This is a genomic window from Streptomyces sulfonofaciens, from assembly GCF_014656295.1.
GTDB lineage: Bacteria > Actinomycetota > Actinomycetes > Streptomycetales > Streptomycetaceae > Streptomyces > Streptomyces sulfonofaciens.
In genome coordinates this window covers 120,482-138,830 of the sequence record NZ_BNCD01000010.1, presented here as the reverse complement: position 1 = coordinate 138,830, position 18,349 = coordinate 120,482, and the positions used below count along the sequence as shown (strand labels likewise).

Annotated in this window: 15 protein-coding genes; 9 read left to right on the top strand and 6 right to left on the bottom strand. The window is 71.8% G+C overall.

Annotated features, from left to right (window positions below):
• Positions 1-11 precede the first annotated feature (11 nt).
• The 4 genes from IE313_RS17870 (at position 12) to IE313_RS17855 (ending at position 3,248) form a co-directional block, all read left to right on the top strand.
• Entirely contained in the window at positions 12-1,037 is a 1,026-nt protein-coding gene (locus tag IE313_RS17870; protein WP_189933316.1) for an ATP-dependent 6-phosphofructokinase, read from the top strand.
• Positions 1,038-1,222: 185 nt separating this feature from the next.
• Positions 1,223-1,906 (top strand): NADPH-dependent F420 reductase, encoded by a 684-nt coding sequence (locus tag IE313_RS17865; RefSeq protein WP_189933314.1) that lies wholly within the window; start codon positions 1,223-1,225, stop codon positions 1,904-1,906.
• Between the two features lie 161 nt (positions 1,907-2,067).
• On the top strand, positions 2,068-2,919 hold the full coding sequence (locus IE313_RS17860) for a helix-turn-helix domain-containing protein (protein WP_189933312.1): 852 nt from the start codon (positions 2,068-2,070) through the stop codon (positions 2,917-2,919).
• Positions 2,916-3,248, top strand: coding sequence for a DUF397 domain-containing protein (locus IE313_RS17855; RefSeq protein WP_189933310.1), 333 nt, complete (start codon positions 2,916-2,918; stop codon positions 3,246-3,248). The genes IE313_RS17860 and IE313_RS17855 overlap by 4 nt, the downstream gene beginning before the upstream one ends.
• Here the strand turns inward: IE313_RS17855 and IE313_RS17850 are convergent.
• From IE313_RS17850 to IE313_RS17840, 3 genes are read right to left on the bottom strand one after another with little or no spacing between them, the layout of a single operon-like run.
• Positions 3,238-4,095 (bottom strand): carbohydrate ABC transporter permease, encoded by an 858-nt coding sequence (locus IE313_RS17850; RefSeq protein WP_229924733.1) that lies wholly within the window; start codon positions 4,093-4,095, stop codon positions 3,238-3,240. The genes IE313_RS17855 and IE313_RS17850 overlap by 11 nt on opposite strands.
• Before the next feature lie 6 nt (positions 4,096-4,101).
• Entirely contained in the window at positions 4,102-5,040 is a 939-nt protein-coding gene (locus IE313_RS17845; protein WP_189933308.1) for a carbohydrate ABC transporter permease, read from the bottom strand.
• On the bottom strand, positions 5,037-6,410 hold the full coding sequence (locus IE313_RS17840; protein WP_373317020.1) for an ABC transporter substrate-binding protein: 1,374 nt from the start codon (positions 6,408-6,410) through the stop codon (positions 5,037-5,039). Before IE313_RS17840 ends, IE313_RS17845 begins: the two co-directional genes overlap by 4 nt.
• Positions 6,411-6,677: 267 nt before the next feature.
• On the opposite strand from IE313_RS17840, the gene IE313_RS17835 reads away from it, so the two are divergent.
• Complete coding sequence (locus tag IE313_RS17835; RefSeq protein WP_229924732.1) at positions 6,678-8,051, top strand: cation:dicarboxylate symporter family transporter; 1,374 nt, start codon at positions 6,678-6,680, stop codon at positions 8,049-8,051.
• A gap of 335 nt (positions 8,052-8,386) precedes the next feature.
• Here the strand turns inward: IE313_RS17835 and IE313_RS17830 are convergent, their stop codons facing one another.
• Positions 8,387-8,812, bottom strand: a complete 426-nt coding sequence (locus tag IE313_RS17830) for a VOC family protein (RefSeq protein ID WP_189933304.1) — start codon at positions 8,810-8,812, stop codon at positions 8,387-8,389.
• A gap of 463 nt (positions 8,813-9,275) precedes the next feature.
• Here IE313_RS17830 and IE313_RS17825 point away from each other — a divergent pair, with 463 nt between their 5' ends.
• The 4 genes from IE313_RS17825 (at position 9,276) to IE313_RS17810 (ending at position 14,100) form a co-directional block, all read left to right on the top strand.
• Positions 9,276-10,244, top strand: coding sequence for an FAD-dependent oxidoreductase (locus tag IE313_RS17825; RefSeq protein WP_189933303.1), 969 nt, complete (start codon positions 9,276-9,278; stop codon positions 10,242-10,244).
• A 409-nt stretch (positions 10,245-10,653) separates the two neighbouring features.
• A complete protein-coding gene (locus IE313_RS17820) occupies positions 10,654-11,082 on the top strand; it encodes a MerR family transcriptional regulator (protein WP_189933300.1) in 429 nt (142 codons plus the stop codon).
• Complete coding sequence (gene trxA, locus IE313_RS17815) at positions 11,079-11,411, top strand: thioredoxin (RefSeq protein WP_189933298.1); 333 nt, start codon at positions 11,079-11,081, stop codon at positions 11,409-11,411. Before IE313_RS17820 ends, trxA begins: the two co-directional genes overlap by 4 nt.
• A 463-nt stretch (positions 11,412-11,874) precedes the next feature.
• Positions 11,875-14,100: a HelD family protein gene (locus IE313_RS17810; protein ID WP_189933563.1), complete on the top strand. Its 2,226-nt coding sequence runs from the start codon at positions 11,875-11,877 to the stop codon at positions 14,098-14,100.
• A 151-nt stretch (positions 14,101-14,251) separates the two neighbouring features.
• Here IE313_RS17810 and IE313_RS17805 read toward each other — a convergent pair whose 3' ends face one another.
• Positions 14,252-15,079 (bottom strand): alpha/beta fold hydrolase, encoded by an 828-nt coding sequence (locus tag IE313_RS17805; RefSeq protein WP_189933296.1) that lies wholly within the window; start codon positions 15,077-15,079, stop codon positions 14,252-14,254.
• Between the two features lie 210 nt (positions 15,080-15,289).
• Entirely contained in the window at positions 15,290-18,337 is a 3,048-nt protein-coding gene (gene glgB, locus IE313_RS35270; RefSeq protein WP_229924731.1) for a 1,4-alpha-glucan branching enzyme, read from the bottom strand.
• Positions 18,338-18,349 lie beyond the last annotated feature (12 nt).

The following is an 18,349-nucleotide window of genomic DNA, read 5'->3' as shown; positions in this document are numbered from 1 at the left end:
GACAGAGCACGATGCGCATCGGAGTTCTCACCGCAGGCGGCGACTGCCCTGGCCTGAACGCAGTGATCCGGTCGGTCGTGCACCGGGCCGTGACGCACTACGGCGACGAGGTGATCGGCTTCGAGGACGGCTACGCGGGCCTGCTCGACGGCCGCTACCGCACGCTCGACCTCAATGCGGTGAGCGGCATCCTCTCCCGCGGCGGCACCGTCCTCGGCTCCTCCCGCCTGGCCCGCGACCGGTTCCGCGCGGCCTGTGAGAACGCCCGCCAGCTCGCCACCGAGCACGGCTTCGACGTGCTGATCCCGATCGGCGGCGAGGGCACGCTGACCGCGGCGCGGATGCTGTCCGACGCCGGGGTGCCCGTCGTCGGCGTGCCCAAGACCATCGACAACGACATCTCCTCCACCGACCGCACGTTCGGGTTCGACACCGCGGTCGGCGTGGCCACCGAGGCCATGGACCGCCTGAAGACCACGGCCGAGTCCCACCAGCGGGTGATGGTCGTGGAGGTCATGGGCCGGCACGCGGGCTGGATCGCGCTGGAGTCCGGCATGGCCGGCGGCGCGCACGGCATCTGCCTGCCCGAGCGGCCCTTCGACCCGGCCCACCTGGTGAAGATGGTCGAGGAGCGCTTCGACCGCGGCAAGAAGTTCGCCGTCATCTGCGTCGCCGAGGGCGCCCACCCGATCGAGGGCAGCATGGACTACCAGAAGGGCGAGATCGACCAGTACGGCCACGAGCGCTTCCAGGGCATCGGCACCGCCCTCGCCTTCGAGCTGGCCCGCCGCCTGGGCAAGGAGGCCAAGCCCGTCATCCTCGGCCATGTGCAGCGCGGCGGCACCCCGACGGCCTACGACAGGGTGCTCGCCACCCGGTTCGGCTGGCACGCGGTGGAGGCGGCGCACCGCGGCGACCACGGCCGGATGACGGCCCTGCGCGGCACGGACATCGTCATGGTCCCGCTCGCCGAGGCCGTCACCGAACTGAAGACGGTCCCGAAGCACCGGATGGACGAGGCCGAGTCGGTGTTCTAGGCGTCCCCCGCCGAGCCGCCGGGCGCCGCCCGCCGCACCGCACGCACTGCACCGCCCGCACCGCCGCGCTGCCGAACCGGCGGGGAGGACGAACGGCCGAGTGCGGAGCGGGGGGATGTTTCGGCCGATCGGGGGTTTCCTCGCCGGAGGGGAACAGAATCCTGCCATGAGCGGTTCATCCGCATATGGCAACTCTTGGACTCATCGGCAGCGGCCTCATCGGAGGCACGCTCGCCCACCTGGCGGTGGACGCAGGACTGGACGTCGTGCTCAGCAACTCGCGCGGACCGGAGACGCTCTCCGACCTCGTCGCGGAACTCGGCCCCCGGGCCCGGGCGGCGACCCCCGCCGAGGCGGCGGAAGCCGGGGACTGGGTCGTCGTCACGATCCCGTTCCACGCCCTGACGAAGGTGCCCCGCGAGCCGCTCGCCGGCAAGACGGTCATCGACACCGGAAACTACTATCCCGAGCGCGACGGGACCTTCCCGGAGCTGGAGGCGAAGCAGGTCACCGAGAGCGAGCTGCTCCAGCGGCACCTGACCGGGGCGCACGTCGTGAAGGCGTTCAACAACATCTTCTACAAGCACCTCGCCGACCTGCCGAGGCCGGTGGGCGCTGCGGACCGCACCGCCCTGCCGATCGCCGGTGACGACACCACCGCGAAGCAGCACGCCACCGAGCTGCTCTCGCTCCTCGGCTACGACGCCGTGGACGTCGGGCCGCTCACCGAAAGCTGGCGGTTCCAGCCGGGCACCCCGGTCTACGGGTTGCCCTACGCGGCGAGCAAGGACGCCGGGTTCATGAACGACCCGGCCGCGCACGCCCCCGCCTCGGAGATCACCGAGGCACTGGCGGCGGCCCGGCGCTGACCCCGCGCCGTACCGCGTACACGGGCCCCCGCGTACGCGGTACGGCTGTGCGGCGTACGCGACACCGGCTGCGGGCGTACGCGCTCCCCTCGTAACCCTCGCCGTTCCAGGGCCGTTCATCACACCGGGATGTCGTGCTGCCGGCAGGGGAGGGAATATCGGTGACGGCCGAGGAGACGGGTGCGGCGAGCGGTCCGGGGTGCGGGGAGCCGGAGCCGTCGGACAGCCTGCGGACGTTCGGGGCGGTGGTCCAGGGCCTGCGTGAGCACGCGGGGCTCAGCCGTGAGGAGTTCGGCGAACTGGTGCGGTTCTCCAAGCACACGGTGGCATCCGTCGAGCAGGGGCGACGGATGCCGGATGCCGACTTCGTCGAGGCGGCGGAGGGGGTGTTGGGGGACACGGGGGCGTTGCGGAGGGCGGCGCGTCATCTTTCCCGGAAGCCTGGGTTGGCAGTGTGGTTTCGGCGTTGGGCACACTTGGAGGCAGACGCGATCTGCCTATGTACATACGAGTGCCGGTTGATCCCTGGGTTGTTGCAGACCGAGGAGTACGCGCGGACACTGTTCGTGAATGCTGTTCCGCCGTTGGACGACGATCAGATCGAGCTCCAGCTCGCAGCTCGGTTGGAACGGCAAAGGCTTCTCCGAGAGCACCCGAACACGTCATACAGTTTTATCCTCGAAGAGCACCTGCTCTTGCGGGGCCTGGGCGGACGGGAAGTGACGCGGGGGGCTATCGGGCACCTTCTGGAGGTCGCCGAGTTGCGGAACGTCGAAATCCAGATCATGCCCGTGAGCAGGAAAGCGCATGCTGGGCTAGGAGGCCCCATGCAGTTGCTGGAGACTCCCGACCACCAGTGGTTCGCTTACAACGAGGCACAGCGCGGCGGCCTCCTCATCTCTGACTCCAAGGAGATCAGCGTGCTTCAGAAGCGATACGCCAGGATGCGCTCACAAGCCCTCACCTTGGATGATTCGGTGCGCCTACTGGAACAGATGAAGGGAGAGCTGTGAGCAGCACCGGACGTAAGTGGTTCAAGTCCACCTACAGCAGCAGCGGAGACGGCGACTGCGTAGAGGTCGCCCTCGACTGGCACAAGTCCACGTACAGCAGCGGCAGCGACGGCGACTGCGTAGAGGTCGCCCTCACCTGGCACAAGTCCACCTACAGCAGCGGCAGCGAGGGCGACTGCGTGGAGATAGCCACCTGCCCCACCGCCGTGCACGTCCGGGACTCGAAGGACAGGGAAGGCCCCCGCCTCAGCCTCACCGCCGCGGCGTGGGAGACCTTCCTCCCGTACGTGGCGGGCACCGCGTCACGGAGGCCGACCGTCAGCCCTTGACGGCGCCGCCGAGCGCGAAGCCGCCGCCGAGCCGCCGGGCGATCAGCGCGTACAGCAGGATCACCGGCACGGAGTACAGCATCGAGAACGCCGCGAGCTGACCGTAGATCACCTGGCCGCGGTTGCCGAAGAACGTGAAGATCGAGACCGAGGCGGGTAGCTGGTCCGGGGTGAGCAGCAGCATGAAGGGGACGAAGAAGTTGCCCCACATCATGATGAAGCTGTAGATCGTCACCACGGTCAGCCCGGGGCCCATCAGCGGCAGCACCACCCGGACCAGCGTCTGCAGGCCGGAAGCGCCGTCCGTCCAGGCGGCCTCCTCCAGGACCAGCGGCACACCGTCCATGAAGTTCTTCATCAGCCAGATGGCGAACGGCAGTTGGGAGGCGGCCAGGAACAGCGCCGTACCCGACATGGTGTCGATCAGGTTCACCTGCACGAAGAGGCCGTAGACCGGCACCATCACCGCCGTGATCGGCAGGCAGGTGGAGAAGAGGATCGTCAGCAGGTAGGGGCGCGAGAAGCGGCCGCGGTAGCGGGACAGCGGGTACGCGGCCAGCGCCGCGCACACCACCGTCAGCAGGGTCGCGCTGCCGCACAGCACCAGGCTGTTGAGCATCGGGGTGAAGGTGATCTCGTCCGTCAGCACCGCCGAGAAGTTCCCGAACGACGGCGACGACGGCAGCTTGACCCGCAGGTCGGCCTGGGAGTCGATGGACGAGAGGACCAGCCAGACCAGCGGCAGCGCGAAGGCCACCGCGGCCACCAGCAGCGCGGCGCTCGCGGCGATCCTGGCACGCGTCGGGCGCCGCAGCACCGGCACCCGCAGCAAGGACGGCAGGGACACCGGCCCTCACACCTCCGTTCGTACAAGACGCAGGTACACCAGCGAGAACAGCGCCCCCACCAGCAGCAACAGCAGCGCGATCGCCGTGCCGTAGCCGATCAGGCTCTTGTTGAACGCCTGGTCGTACATCATCACCGGCAGGGTCGTGGACCGGTTTCCGGGGCCGCCTCGGGTCATGGCCCAGATCAGGCCGAACACGGACAGCGTCTGGAGGGTGTTCAGCATCAGATTGGTGCCGATGGACCTGCTGATCATCGGCAGCGTCACGTGCCACACCCGCCGCCAGCCGCTCGCACCGTCGACCTCGGCGGCCTCGGTGATCTCCTTCGGCACCTCGGAGAGCGCCGCCGAGTAGATCAGCATCGAGAAGGCGGTGCCGCGCCAGACGTTGGCGAAGGACACCGCGAGGATCGGCAGCGTGAACAGCCAGTTCTGGGACGGCAGATGGAGCCAGTGAAGGATGGCGTTCAGGGTCCCCTCGCGGCGGAAGAACGCGTACAGCAGGAACGCGGCGACGATCTCCGGGAGCACCCAGGCCGTGATCACCAACGAACCGGTGAGCGTGCGCACCCACTTCGCCGCCTGCCGCATCAGACCCGCGAGCACGAGTCCGAGCGTGTTCTGCCCGACGATCGAGGAGATGACGGTGAAGACCAGCGTCAGCCACACCGCGTTGCGGAACTCCGGGTCGGTGAACGCCCGCCGGAAGTTGTCGAGGCCGACGAAGTCCGTGTGCGACGACCCGGTGAGCTGCATGTCGGTGAACGCCGTGTAGACGCAGTAGACGATCGGCCCCGCGAGGAACAGCAGGAGCAGCACGGTCGCCGGGACGACGGGCAGCCAGCGCAGCGGCCCCGCCCCGCGGGCCCGGCGCCCGCCGGGCGGGGGCGGCGGGGCGCCGCCGCGGCACGCGGCCGCGGGCCCCGCCGCCTCGACGGCGCTCACTTCGTCACCACGGCGCCCTGGGCGATGTCCCGCAACTGGCCGTCATAGGTCTTCGCCGCGGCCAACGGAGAGGCGTCGCCCGTGGTGACCGACTCCATGGCGTCGCCGATCGCGGACGAGACCTGCGGGTAGACCGGCAGCGCGGGACGGTAGTGCGTGTACTTCACCAGTTGCGTGAAGAAGTCGATGCCGGGCATCGAGTGCAGGTACTCCTGGTTGGCGGCGACGTCCTTGCGGACCGCGATCTGCGCGTCGACGATGTCCCAGTGCGCCGCGTTCGCCGGCTTCTGCATGGTCTTGACGAAGTCGAAGGCGAGGTCCGGGTTGCCGGCCTTCTGCGGGATCGACCAGGCCCAGCCGCCGGACATGGAGACCTTCCCGGGCGCCTGCCCGTGCTGGGTGGGCATCGCCGCCTGGCCGAGGTCCGTCTTCCAGGCCGGCCACTCGTGCGACCCGTTGCTGATCCAGAACTGGCCCAGCCAGGAGCCGTCCAGCGAGATGGCGAGCTTGCCCTCCGGCAGCCACTCGTTGGCGGAGGTGGTGTTGACGTTGGGGTCCAGCGCGTCCGAGACGTCCGGGCCGAGCTTCTCGCCGTACACCGTCCTCACGAACTGAAGGGCGTCCCTGAAGCCCTTGCTGCCCGTCACCCACTTCTTGGACGCCGGGTCGTACATCGGGTTCCGGCCGTCGCCGGTGCCGTACAGCAGCATCTCGAAGCCCTGCATCACCGAGACCTCGCCGGGTGCCTTGCCCGTGAACACGTTCAGCGGGATGACACCGGGGACCTTCTTCTTGATGGTGCGGGCCGCGGCGAGGATGTCGTCCCAGGTCTTCGGCTGCCAGTTCGCGGGCAGCCCGGCCTTGGCGAAGATCTTCTTGTTGAACCACAGGCCGCGGGTGTCGGTGCCGTCCGGGACGCCGTACGTCTTGCCGTCCTGCGCCTTCGCCGCCGCCTTGGCGGTGGGCAGGAACTGGTCCCAGGTGCTCCACTTGGCGATGTAGCCGTCCAGCGGCTTCAGATAGCCCGCCTCGATGTCCGAGTTGATCCGGAAGGTGTCCTCGTAGACCAGGTCGGGCGCGGTCTTGGGCGAGCGCATCATCTGCTGCGCCTTGGTGGCGTAGTCGTTCTGCGACGCCTGGATCGGGATGAGGTCGACCTTCTTGCCCGGATGTTCCTTCTCGAACTCCTTCTTCATCTGCTCCAGGAACTGGTCCATGAAGCGGACCTTGTTGTCGGTGCTGCGTTCGTACGCGATCTTGACGGTGTCGGGATCGCTGCCTGAACTCCCGCCGCAGGCGGCGAGGGAGCCGGCGGCGAGCAGTGCGGCAAGGGCGACTGTGGCGGAGCGAGCGGTGGGGCGCACGGGCACAACCTCCTGCGTGGCCGGAACTGGCCGGGTCGCCACGGGCGTGGCGGTGGCTGCCCGGTGAACGTAAGCGGCGGTCGTGAGCAGGGTCAATGGTCGTGCGTCGACACGAGGGCGCGCCGTGTCAAGTTGTTATCGGCCGCAGGGCAGTTGCGACCGGGCCGGCGCGAGAGGGCCACAATCCTTCGAGCATGAACTAAATGAACGGAAGCGTGACCGTCCCCACGCCCTGGGGGATAGTCACCGGACAGTCGTCAAGGAGGCACCCCCGTGACAGCTCCTCAGGTGGCACCGGCCGCCAAGCGGGACAGAACGCACTACCTCTACCTCACCGTTGTCGTCGCGGTGGTGCTCGGCATCGTGGTCGGCTTCGCCGCACCCGACTTCGCCGTCGAACTGAAGCCGCTCGGCACCGGATTCGTGAACCTGATCACGATGATGATCTCGCCGATCATCTTCTGCACGATCGTGCTGGGCGTCGGCTCGGTGCGCAAGGCGTCCAAGGTCGGTGCGGTGGGCGGCCTCGCACTGGTCTACTTCCTGGTGATGTCGACGGTGGCCCTCGCGCTCGGCCTGGTCGTCGGCAACATCCTGGAGCCGGGCAGCGGCCTGCACCTGACCGAGGCGGCCCGGCACGCGGGCGCCGCACAGGCCGAGGGCGCCTCGTCGTCCACCACGGACTTCCTGCTCGGCATCATCCCGACCAGCCTGCTGTCCGCGTTCACCGAGGGCGAGGTGCTGCAGACGCTGCTCGTGGCGCTGCTGGTCGGCTTCGCGCTCCAGGCCCTCGGCAGCGCGGGCCAGCCGGTGCTCACCGGTATCGCGCACATCCAGCGGCTGGTCTTCCGCGTGCTGTCGATGATCATGTGGGTCGCGCCGGTGGGTGCGTTCGGCGCCATGGCGGCGGTGGTCGGCGAGACCGGCGTCGCCGCGCTGAAGTCACTCGCCGTGATCATGATCGGCTTCTACATCACCTGCATCGTGTTCGTCTTCGTCGTGCTCGGCTCCCTGCTGCGCCTGATCGCGGGAGTCAGCATCTTCAGGCTGCTGAGCTATCTGGCGCGCGAGTTCCTGCTGATCCTGTCCACGTCGTCCTCCGAGTCGGCGCTGCCGCGGCTGATCGCGAAGATGGAGCACCTCGGCATCAGCAGGCCGGTGGTCGGCATCACCGTGCCGACCGGTTACTCGTTCAACCTGGACGGCACCGCGATCTACCTGACGATGGCCTCGCTGTTCGTCGCCAACGCCATGGACAAGCCGCTGAGCGCGGGCGAGCAGATATCGCTGCTGGTGTTCATGGTGATCGCGTCCAAGGGTGCGGCGGGGGTGACCGGCGCGGGCCTGGCCACCCTGGCCGGCGGCCTCCAGTCGCACCGGCCCGAGCTGCTGGACGGCGTCGGCCTGATCGTCGGCGTCGACCGCTTCATGAGCGAGGCCCGCGCCCTCACCAACTTCGCGGGCAACGCGGTCGCCGCGGTCCTGGTCGGCACCTGGACCAAGGAGATCGACAAGGCCCGGGTCGAGCAGGTACTCGCGGGCGAGGTGCCGTTCGACGAGACGACCCTCGTCGACGAGTCCACCGCGGGCCTGACGTCGGGGGAGACGGCCGTGCCTGCGCAGTCGAACGAGCCCGCCCCCCGATAGCGGTTCGGGGCTGCGTCATCGGCCGGGGCGGGGGCGGCGGGGCCGGTGCCGTCGCCACGGGGCGGTCCCCGCCGTCCGCGGGCCGGGGCCGCGGGCCGCGGCGGGACGGCGGGGCGCCAACCCCGCCGAAGGCCCTGCCCCCGCCCCGCCCTGTCGGCGGATCCGGGCCTGCCGGGTGCGCGTGGGTGCCGGGTGCGCGTGGGCAGCGGGGCTTCTCGCTGGGCGGCTGCGATCCCCGCGATGACTCCCCGACCGGCTCGGCGACCCGGGCGTTGGCTCGCGGCGCGGGCCGGGGAGTCACAGGGCGCGTGGACCCGACGGCGCCGGGCGGCCTGCTACGGCCGGACGTAGGGCCGAGTCATGATCTCCATGTTGTGGCCGTCCGGGTCGTCGAAGTAGGCGCCGCGACCGCCGAAGAGGCGGTTGATCCGGCCGGGTTCGGTGTGGCCGGGATCGGCGTGGTAGGTGACCCCGACCGCCTCCAGTCGGGCGATCATGGTGTCGAACCGGTCGTCGGGCACGAGGAACGCGTAGTGCTGCGACTGGATCGGCTCGTCGCGCTTCTCGTAGTAGTCGAGTGTCACCCCGTTGGCCAGGTCGACGGGCAGGAACGGCCCGAAGGGGGCGCCGACCTCCAGCCCCAGGACCGCTGCGATGAACTCGGCCGACAGGTGGCGGTCCGTGGCGTGGACGGCGGTGTGGTTGAGCTGGACGGCGCCCGGCGATACGGGCTTCTGCCGGTGCTGCTGATCTTGTGGCATGTGTGGATGTGTCTCCGGGTCCTGGATCCGCTGTGGAGCGCCGCGTGGGGGCGCTGGGAGGGAGGACGCGGAGGAAGGGCGGGGCTCTCGCCCGCCTCGGGCTCACGCCGAGGCCGGGTGCCCCACTCGTGTATGGCCCATGGCCGACCCGGCAGTCACCTGAGTGACCCTAATACCTCACCGTGCGTCATGACAACGCCGGATGCCGTTGCCCGCCAACAGCCCGGCTTCCGCCCGGCTGCCCGGGGGCTGCCGGGCGGGAGGTACGAGTGCGGCTCACGCGCTGCCGGCCCGCGTGCGTTCCGCACCGGCGTGGTGTGCGTACCGTTCCCGGGCCCTGCGAGGACGGCGGGGGGCCGTCGGGAAACCGCGTGACGGATACGGCGGACACAGCGGCCTCTGGCGGGGACCGGGGCCCAGGCCGGATCATTGCCGGATCGAGGACGAGAGGGGCGGTGTCGTCATGGTGGCGGGGCGTGTCAGCGTGCTGGGCGCGGGTGTCATGGGTCTGAGCACGGCCCACGAACTGGCCCTGCGCGGCCACAGCGTCACGGTGATCGCCGACCGGACCGCGGAGGCGAGCGTGTCCGGGGTCGCCGCCGCCCTGTGGTTTCCGCACCGCAGCGGCGCGTCCCCGTTCCTCGTGCCGTGGCTGCTGGCTGCCAGGAGGCGCTTCGAGCAGCTCGCCGCGGATCGCGGCACCGGGGTCGACCTGCGGCCGGGCACCGTGGTGGAACGGAGCGCGGACGCGGACCGCTCGTGGACCGAGGCCGTCCCCAAGTACCGCGAGGCGACCGCGGACGAACTGCCCCCCGGGGCCGTGGCGGGCGTACGGGCGGTGCTGCCGGTGATCTCCATGCCGCACTACCTGCCCTGGCTGCGCGCTCGCTGCGCCGCTCTCGGCGTGCGGTTCGCCACCCGCACGGTCGGCCGCGTCGACGACCTCGCGGGCGGTGCAGGACGGGCAGGCGGCACCGACCTGGTCGTCGTCGCCGCGGGCATGCGCTCGGGGGACCTCCTCGACGACGACTCGGTGTATCCGGTGCGCGGGCAGGTCCTGCGCCTGCCCGATCCCGGGATCACCGAATGGATCACCGACGAGGACCACCCCGGCGGTCTCGCGTACGTCGTGCCCCGCCGCGGGGAGGTCGTCTGCGGAGGGACGGGGGAGATCGGGTCCTGGGACACCGCACCGGATGCCGGGACGGAGCGGGAGATCCTCCGCCGGGTGTGCGCCCTCGTGCCCGCCCTGGCCGGCCGGCCCGTCCTCTCCCGTGCCGTGGGCCTGCGCCCCGCCCGGGACGCCATCCGCCTGGAGCATGTGCCGGGCCACGCCCTGCCCGTCATCGCCTGCTACGGACACGGAGGGGCGGGCATCACCCTGTCCTGGGGCTGCGCGCAGGCGGTCGCCGACCTCGCCGACCGGATCTGAGCGGCAGCCCGGGCAGGGGTCCGCGGTCCAACGGCCGGTGTCGCCCCCGGTGTTCCGGTCGACCGCGGGCGGGACGGCCACGGTCCTGGTGACGGCCGTCCGCGGCGGAAGCGGGTGGGCGACGGCTCGTGGGCGGTGCGGTTCTCGCGGAGCGGACAGCCGTCCGCGAGGCGGGCCTGGTCCGGGGGACCGCGATGGTGCGGCCGGTGGCCCGGTCGCGGACCCCGGCGGGTCCGGCCGCATCGCACGTGAGGCGGGGAGCGGAGCGGAAGAGGGGATGAACTCCCCGTGCGGCACGGGCCTGTGCGAAGCCCCGTGCGGGGCCCGTCCGGCGGGCGGGCAGGAGTCCGGGGCCTGGGCGGCGCCGGCGCTTGCCTTGACGCCCGCGTCAAGGCTTACGTTCGGGGGCATGCGCATCGGTGAACTGGCACGACGGGCCGGCACGAGCACCCGTACGCTCCGCTACTACGAGTCCCGAGGCCTGCTGCCCGCGCGGCGGGGCCCCAACGGCTACCGCACGTACGACGAGACCGACCTGCGGCTGCTTGAGCAGATCAGGACACTGCGCGACTTCGGCTTCGACCTGGAGGAGACGCGGCCGTTCGTCGAGTGCCTGCGAGCCGGCCACCCGGCGGGGGACTCCTGTCCCGCGTCGCTCGCCGTGTACCGCCGCAAGCTCGACGAACTCGACCGGCTGGTCGCCGACCTGCTCTCGGTCCGCGCCCAGGTGCGCGCGCAGTTGGCCGACGCGGAGCGGGCACGTGACGCACTGGCCGCCGATGCGCTGGCCCCGGACGGTCCGGAGCCCCGTTGCGAACTGGGAGGACGACAACCGTGATCAAGGCGGCAGGGGTACCTGAGGTGACGGACGCCGACTTCGAGAGCGAGGTCGTGGGTGCGGACCGTCCGGTACTGGTGGAGTTCATGGCGGACTGGTGCGGTCCGTGCCGGCAGCTCGGTCCTGTGCTCGCCGAGATCGCGGGCGAGGAGGCCGAGCGGTTGAAGGTGGTCCAGCTCGACGTGGACAGGAATCCGTCGACGGCGGTGGCGTACGGCGTGATGGGGACGCCGACGCTGATGGTCTTCCGGGACGGCAGGCCAGTGAAGTCGATGGTGGGTGCGCGGCCCAAGCGGCGGCTGATGCAGGACCTCGCCGAGGTGCTGTAACCCGCGCCGAGGCGCTGTGGTCCCGGGCGGTGGCCCAGGGGCGGCGGGGCTCGCGGTCGGGTGTCCCGGGCGGGCGCACCCGGCCGCCGGTCGGGTCCACCCGGCCCGGGAGGGGGGCGGGGGCGGAGCCCGGTGGGTGTCGTGGACGCCCACCGGGCTCCTTCGCGTATGTCGTTCGAGGCGGCCGGCCGCACGGGGCGGCCACCTCGGCGCGGCGGCCGAGTTCTGTGCTCGCATGCACACGAAAAATCCCCCGGCGAATTGACAGCCGGGGGATTTCGCTGCGTATATTGGGTTTTCGTGTCTGCTTCCTGACGTGTTCTCGGAGGTTCGTCCTCCGGTCGGACCCACCGTCGGAAGGCCTGCACAAGTAAAAGCCTTCATCAAAAGCTGACAGCGGCAGTCTATCGGGGTGGGAGTCGAATTGTCAAACGCATCGCACGGCGATGTTCCTGACCAGGAATTGCTGGCCGAGCAGAAATTCATCGACCGCCTCTATGAGCATGTGGACGCCCTGCGGAGCCGGGCGGAGGGCTCCGTGCAGGAGGCACTCGAACCGGTGGGCACCGGTGCGCAGGCCCGTCTGGAGCGGGACATCAACGTCGCCGAGCGCTCGGGGCTGCTGGCCGCGCTCAACGCGGTGGACGGCTCGCTCTGCTTCGGCCGAATCGACCTGGCCGACGGCGGCGACCACCACATCGGCCGGATCGGGCTGCGCGAGGACCACCCGGACGGGACGGGTGAGCGCGCACCGATCCTCGTCGACTGGCGCGCCCCGGTCGCCCGCCCGTTCTACCTGGCCACCGGCCACACGCCGATGGGCCTGCGCCGCCGCCGGCACATCACCACCCACGGCCGGGAGGTCACGGCGCTGCACGACGAGCTGCTCGACCTGACCGACCGGGAGCGCACCGGCCACGAGGACCGCACGGGGGACGCGGTGCTGCTCGCCGCGCTGAACACCGCACGCACCGGCCGTATGGGTGACATCGTGCGGACCATCCAGGCCGACCAGGACCGCATCATCCGTGCCCCGCACCGGGGTGTCCTGGTCGTCGAGGGCGGTCCCGGCACCGGCAAGACGGCCGTGGCGCTGCACCGCGCCGCCTATCTGCTCTACGAGCACCGGGAGCTGCTGGCCCGGCGGGCCGTGCTGATCGTCGGCCCGAACCCGGCCTTCCTCGGCTACATCGGCGAGGTGCTGCCGTCGCTGGGCGAGACGGGTGTGCTGCTGGCCAGTCCGGGCGAGCTGTACCCGGGCGTGCGTGCCACCGGCCGGGACACACCGCGTGCCGCCGCCGTCAAGGGCCGCGCGGAGATGGCCGACGTGCTGGCGGCCGTGCTGGCCGACCGGCAGGCGCTGCCCGACCCGGTGATCGCCATCGAGCACGACCGCGAGGTCCTGATGCTGGACGCGGGTCTGGTCCGGGTGGCCAGGGACCGTACGCGTGAGGCACGGCTGCCGCACAACGTCGCGCGGGAGCACTTCGAGGGCCACATCCTGAACACGCTCACGGACATGCTCGCCGAGCGGATCGGCACCGACCCCTACGACGGCAGCAATCTGCTGGACGACAGCGACATCACCCAGATCCGGGACGAGCTGGCCGCGAATCCGGAGGTGTGGACCGCCGTCGACCACCTCTGGCCGAGGCTCACCCCGCAGCGGCTCGTCGCGGACTTCCTCGCCGAGCCGACCCACCTCAGCGACGAGGACGCGGCCGTGATCCGGCGCACCACCCGCGCGTGGACCCCGGCGGACGTGGCGCTGCTCGACGAGGCGGCGGAGCTGCTGGGGGAGGACGACCGGGCGGCGCGCGCGGCCGCCGAGCGTGAGCGCAGCGAGAAGGTCGCGTACGCGCAGGGCGTGCTGGAGGTGTCGTACGCGTCGCGGACCTACGAGTTCGACGACAAGCACGACGACGATTCCGAGGTGCTGGGCGCGCACGACATCATCGACGCCGAGCGGATGGCCGAGCGGCAGGACGAGGACGACCACCGCAGCGCCGCGCAGCGGGCGGCGGCCGACCGGACCTGGGCGTTCGGGCACATCATCGTCGACGAGGCGCAGGAGCTGTCGCCGATGGCCTGGCGGCTGCTGATGCGGCGCTGCCCGACGCGCTCCATGACGCTGGTCGGCGATCCCGCGCAGACCGCGGAGGAGGCCGGCGTCGGCTCGTGGGACGCGATCCTCGCCCCGTACGTCGCCGACCGCTGGGAGCACACCAGGCTCGCCGTGAACTACCGCACCCCGGCGGAGATCATGGACCTCGCCGCTGCGGTGGTCCGCGCGGAGCGCCCCGGCTTCGAGCCGCCCCGCTCGGTGCGGGCGACCGGGGTGCGGCCGTGGGTCCGCGCGGCCGGTGCGCAGCAACTGGCGGCGGCCGTGGCCGACGGAGTGGCGGAGCTGATGCCCCGGGAGGGCCGCCTCGCGGTGATCGCGCCGCGTGAGCTGCACACGGCGATCGCGGAGCGGGTGGCCGGCGCCGCGGCCGGCCAGGAGCCCGATCTGACGCGGGCGGTGGTCCTGCTGGATCCGCGGCAGGCGAAGGGTCTGGAGTTCGACAGCGTGCTCGTGGTGGAGCCCGGTGCCTTCGGGACGAGCGATCTGTACGTCGCCCTGACCCGGGCGACCCAGGCGCTCGGCGTCGTCCACACGGGTGACCTGCCGGCCGGCCTCGCGCCGTAGGACCGCCGCGGCCCACCGGGCGGGCCGCGGCGGGGTCCCGTGCGCCCACCGGGCGTGCCGCCGCCCCGGGCCCGCCCGGTGTTCGAGGACGGGCCCGGGGCGGTGCTCGGCCGCCGGGCCGCACGGGGCGGTCCGCCGAAGGGCGGACCGGTCAGCCCGTGAGGAATTCCAGCAGGTCCCTGTTGAATTTCTCCTTGTCGCCGGGGACCATTGCCAGCCCGTGCGAGGCCCCCTCGTACACCTTCAGCGTCGCATCGGGAATGAGCCGCACCGACTTCCGCCCCGTGGCGTCGATCGGCACGATCTGGTCGTCGTCGCCGTGCACCACCAGCGTCGGTACCCCGAATTTCTTCAGGTCCTCCGTGAAATCGGTCCGCGCGAATGCGTCCACGCACTTCACGCCGGCCTCGATGCTCTCGTGCATCGCCATGAGCCAGAACGCGTCCCGGTTGCCCTCCGTCACCCGGTTCCCGCGGCGGTTGGCGCCGAAGAAGGACTCCGAGAGGTCCTGCCAGAACTGCGAGCGCTCGCCGACGATGCCGCTCTTGATGTCCTCGAAGACCTTCGCCGGCACTCCCTCGGGGTTGGCGTCCGTCTTGATCATCAGCGGCGTGATCGCCGACAGCAGGACGGCCCGGCTGATCCGCTGGGTGCCGTGCCTGCCGATGTAGCGGGCCAGCTCGCCGCCGCCCATGGAGTGCGCGACCAGTGTGACGTCCCGCAGGTCGAGCGCGTTGATCAGGTCGTTCAGGTCGTCGGCGAACGTGTCGAAGTCGTAGCCGCCCCAGGGCTGCTCGGAACGGCCGTGACCGCGGCGGTCGTGGGCGATGCCGCGGAAGCCGTTGTCGGCGACGTGCTTCATCTGGTCGTCCCAGGCGTCCGCGTTCAGTGGCCAGCCGTGGCAGAAGACGACCGGGCGCCCGCTTCCCCAGTCCTTGTAGTAGATCTCCACACCGTCACGGGTCTGCACAGTGGGCATGGGTGGTCCTCTCGATCGCGTGTGCCGTCGGGGAGCCTCCTGGCCGATTACCGGTCGTCTCCATGGAAACCCAGACGTACGGATCCCGCAGGCCGGGAGCGGGGAGTCCCGTAGCGGCCCGCGGACCGGGGCAGGAGCGGCGCCCGCACCGTGCGCCGGGCGCCGCCTGCACGGGCCCCGCCTGCACGGGCCCCGCCTGCACCGGCCTGCCTACACGGGGCGTAGCCAGAGGGTCGCCAGCGGCGGCAGCGTCAGCGCCAGGCTCGTCGGGCGGCCGCCGGCCGGTACCGGCTCCGCCTTCAGGACGCCCGTGTTGCGCACCCCGCTCCCGCCGTACCGGGGATCGTCGGTGTTCAGTACCTCGTGCCAGGCGGCCTCCGCCTCGGGCACACCGAGCCGGAAGGCGTGCCGCACCACGGGTGAGAAGTTGCAGACCGACAGCAGCGGAGAGCCGTTCGCGGCGAACCGCAGGAACGCGAAGACGTTGTCCTCCGCCGCGTCCCCCAGCACCCAGGCGAAGCCTCCCGGGTCGCTGTCGCGCTGCCACAGCGCCGGCTCGCCCCAGTAGACCGCGTTCAGGTCGCGGACCAAGTCCCGTACGCCGCGGTGGTCCGGTTCCGCCGGGTAGGACGGGTCCAGGAGCCACCAGTCGGGGCCGTGCCCCTCCGACCACTCGGCGCCCTGCGCGAACTCCTGCCCCATGAAGAGCAACTGCTTGCCAGGATGGGCCCACATGAAGCCCAGGTAGGCGCGGTGGTTGGCGCGCTGCTGCCACCAGTCCCCGGGCATCTTCGAGACGAGGGCGCGCTTGCCGTGCACCACCTCGTCGTGCGAGATCGGCAGGACGTAGTTCTCGCTGTACGCGTACACCATGGAGAACGTCATCTCGTGGTGGTGGTACTTGCGGTGCACGGGTTCGTGCGCCAGGTAACCGAGCGAGTCGTGCATCCAGCCCATGTTCCACTTCAGTCCGAAGCCCAGGCCGCCCGCGCCGCCGGCGCCGGTGTGGTGGGTCGGGCGGGTGACGCCGTCCCAGGCCGTGGACTCCTCCGCGATGGTCACCACACCGGGCACGCGCCGGTACACGGTGGCGTTCATCTCCTGGAGGAACGCCACGGCGTCCAGGTCCTCCCGGCCGCCGTGCGCGTTCGGTGTCCAGCGGCCGGGACCGCGGGAGTAGTCCAGGTAGAGCATGGAGGCCACCGCGTCCACCCGCAGCCCGTCGATGTGGAACTCCTCGCACCAGTACACCGCGTTGGCCACCAGGAAGTTGCGCACCTCGGGGCGTCCGTAGTCGAACTCCAGCGTCCCCCAGTCGGGATGCGCGGCCCGCACCGGGTCCTGGTGCTCGTACAGCGGGCGGCCGTCGAACTCGGCCAGCGCCCACTCGTCTCGCGGGAAGTGCGCGGGCACCCAGTCCATCAGCACCCCGATGCCCGCCCGGTGCAGCGCGTCCACGAGGAACTTGAAGTCGTCCGGGGTGCCCATCCGGGCCGTCGGCGCGTAGAACCCGGTGACCTGGTACCCCCACGAGCCACCGAACGGGTGTTCGGCGACCGGCATGAACTCGACGTGGGTGAAGCCCAGGTCGGAGACGTAGGCGGGCAGTTGCTCGGCGAGCCGGCGGTAGGAGAGCCCGGGGCGCCAGGAGGGCAGGTGCACCTCGTACACGGAGAACGGTGCCTCGTGCACCGATCCGCGGGCGCGGCGCGCGAGCCAGGCGTCGTCGTGCCACTCGTGGTGCGAGGCGAAGACGACGGACGCGGTGGCGGGCGGTGCCTCGGTGCGGCGGGCGAGCGGGTCCGCGCGCAGCGTCCTGGTGCCGTCCGGGCGTGTGATCTCGAACTTGTACAGCTCGCCCTCGCCGACGCCCGGCACGAAGAGTTCCCAGACGCCGCAGGAGCCGAGCGAGCGCATGGCGAAGCCGGTGCCGTCCCAGTAGTTGAAGCCGCCGACCACCCGCACCCCGCGCGCGTTCGGCGCCCACACGGTGAAGCGGGTGCCCGCCACGCCCTGGTGGACCATGGGCCGGGCGCCCAGCGCCAGCCAGAGCTGCTCGTGGCGGCCCTCGCTGATCAGGTGCAGGTCGAACGCGCCCAGTGAGGGCAGGAAGCGGTAGGCGTCCTCCGTCTCGTGCACGACGTCCGGCACGCGCGCCTCGGCGGCGGCCCGGGTGCGGGCGTCCGGCCCGGTACCGTCGGCGGCCCCCGCGCGAGCGACCGGAGGGGGGCCGCCGGCGGCCTTCGTGTCGGCGCCTCTGCCGGTTCCGGTGCCTCTGCCGGTGCCGGTACCCGTCCCGGTGCCTCTGCCGGTGCCGGTCGCCGCGTCCGCCCGCGGTGCCGGTGGCGTGCCCGTCCGCGGGCCGCCGTCCTGCGCGGTGTCCGCCGCCGTGCCGGGATAGGCGACGAGCAGCCGGTACTCGGGGACGGCGGTCAGCGGCAGCGTCCCGGAGAAGAAGCCGCCGCCGTCGTCCCGCAACTCGGTGCGCGCGTCCCCGGCGACCACGGTGACCGCCCGCGCGCAGGGCCGCAGCGCGCGGAACACCACCTCGTCCCCGGCCAGGTGCGCCCCCAGCACGGCGTGCGGGTCGTGGTGCGTCCCCGCGAGCAGCCGCTCCCGGTCCGGGTCCGGTACCGCGGTCGTCCGGGCGCCCACCGGCCCGGCGGCCCCGCGCGGCGTCCGGGCCGCCCGGGCCCGGCCCGGACCACCCGCACCCGCGCCGCCGGTGCCGCCCGCACCCGCGCCGCCGGTGCCGCCCGCGCTCGCCCCACCGGTGCGCGCCGTCCCCTCGGTACGCGCCGCTCCGACCCCGGGGCCCGCCCCGCGCCCGCCCGCCGAGGCCGCCCGGCGGCCGGATGCCTTCCCGGTGGTGGCCTTCCCGGTGGTGGCCTTCCCGGTGGTGGCCTTCCCGGTGGTGGTGGCTGCCGTCTTCCTGGTGGTGGCCTTCCCGGTGGTGGTGGCTGCCGTCTGCCTGGTGGTGGCGGTCCGCCTGCCGGTCGTGGCCGTGCGCTGTCCGGTGGTGGCGGTCCCCTTCCCGGCCGCGGCCGCGGCCGTGCGCTGTCCGGCGGTCCCCGTCCGCCTTACCGTCCCCGCCGTCCGCTGCCGGTCCCCCGCGGGGTTCCCCACCGCCGTGTCCCCCCTGCCTGGCGGGTCCTCCGGTGAGCGGGTCGCGGCGGGTACGGACGCGGTGGCGGGCGGCTGCGCGGGAGCCGGGGTCTTGCCGGGGGACGAGGGCCGGCCGGAGCGTGGGCGGGTCACGGGGGAGCCTCC